Source organism: Paracoccus hibiscisoli (assembly GCF_005048265.1).
GTDB classification, from domain to species: Bacteria; Pseudomonadota; Alphaproteobacteria; order Rhodobacterales; family Rhodobacteraceae; genus Paracoccus; species Paracoccus hibiscisoli.
This window is the reverse complement of sequence record NZ_SUNH01000093.1, coordinates 1-1496: the sequence shown is the minus strand read 5'-3', so window position 1 is coordinate 1496 and position 1496 is coordinate 1. Positions and strand designations below refer to the sequence as shown.

Annotated in this window: 2 pseudogenes; one reads left to right on the top strand and one right to left on the bottom strand. The window is 65.0% G+C overall.

The features are described from left to right. Positions 1 to 156 (top strand): annotated as a pseudogene (locus FA740_RS19460) (IS66 family transposase); the annotation flags it as partial. Positions 157 to 380: 224 nt separating this feature from the next. Here FA740_RS19460 and FA740_RS20555 read toward each other — a convergent pair. Then, positions 381 to 764, bottom strand: a pseudogene (locus FA740_RS20555) (relaxase/mobilization nuclease domain-containing protein); the annotation flags it as partial. Positions 765 to 1496 lie beyond the last annotated feature (732 nt).

Below are 1496 nucleotides of genomic sequence, written 5' to 3'. Positions count from 1 at the left end.
GCAGAGCGCATCCTGCAGGGCTTTGACGGCATTCTGCAGCTGGATGGCTACACTGGCTACAACCGCCTGACGCGTCCGTCCCGGACAGGCGGCGCGCCGATCACCGTTGCCCATTGCTGGGCGCATGTCCGTCCTAGGCTGAACGTGATCTGTCGGCGCTCGGCCTCCCTGACCTCCTCGACCCGCACTGGGGAGCCCGACGCCGCGAGCGCCGCCTGCAGCTCGGGCAGGTCCGTCGGCTTCCAGCGTGTGAGTGCGGTGTCGATGTCGGCCGCCATCCGGCGCCGATCCGCGCTGCGCAGGCGCCGCGACGGGGCGAACACCTCGAGGCGCGGCCCTGCCGCCGGTTGGTGATAGCGCGGCGGCGACAGTCCGAGATCGCGGCAGAGTCGGACATGCACCTGCTCGCAGCGGTGCTGCAGGTCGGGCAGTCGGAGCGTCCGGCCGGCGAAGGTCGCCGCCATCAGCATCATGTGCAGGTGATCGCACGTCGTGTCGCGGTGCCGAAAGGCGAGCCAAGGGACCTGCCGCTGCGGCAGGCCCAGCCCGACGATCGCCATCTGCGCCATCTCGACCCACGCAGCACGGTCCACCGTCATCCCTTCGGGTAGCGAGAGCGTCACATGAAGGACGTTGTTCGCATGCGGAAAGCTGGGATCGGAGCGCAGCCAGCGATCAATGGAGGCTTCGCTCGCGGCCAGGCGACGGCAGAGCTCGGTCTTGGTGATCAGCCGGACATCGGCTGCGGGGTGTTTCTGCTGCATCGTCTCTCCTGTTGCAGGTTCCTGGTTCAAATCCGGTTGACAGTTCTTTCGCAGAGCCGCAGAGGTGATGTTGTTCAGGACATCCTCTCGCGGCTCCTTGCGGAGATCGCGCAGCCAACCGCCTGCTGCCGCGACCTCTTCATTTTAGAGTGCGTCCGCGACACCGCACAGAGGACCACCGAGGATGATTGTGGATAGCGGCATCCGGCCTAGCAAATGCCGGGCGAGAAAGCTCGATTTCCGGCACGGCCCTTTAGGTTCTTGAACGGGTCAGAACCTCCCACATGCCCCGAACCATGGCGATCGTGGTCGATAAATACTACGGGCGGGTGCTGCGTACGGCACGAGAGACGCCACGGGCCCATTTCAGCCACCGGTGCGTCGCCGCAAGGATGCGATATAGTTTTTCGCATGCGCGAAGTTCGCCCTCCTGTCGCTACGACTGCAACCGCGATCACGCACCGGAAAGAAACCGGGTATGATCGCGTGACCGGTTTCACGGCGCACTGTCCTCAGGACGGTCGCGAGGCACGTGACGGATTTCCGCGGCCTTGATGATGGGTGCCAAGGCCGCCCAAGTCGGCCTCCGCCAAGAACCCTCGGGTCTCCAGATTGGACCTGTCGCGTTTATGTGCCGCTCCGCGTGCTCATTTTAGGCGGCCCTCCGTTCGAAGGCGCCCGGGCTTTTCCAGCCCAATGCTGACTGCCGGCGGCGGGGATTATGAAAGCCGT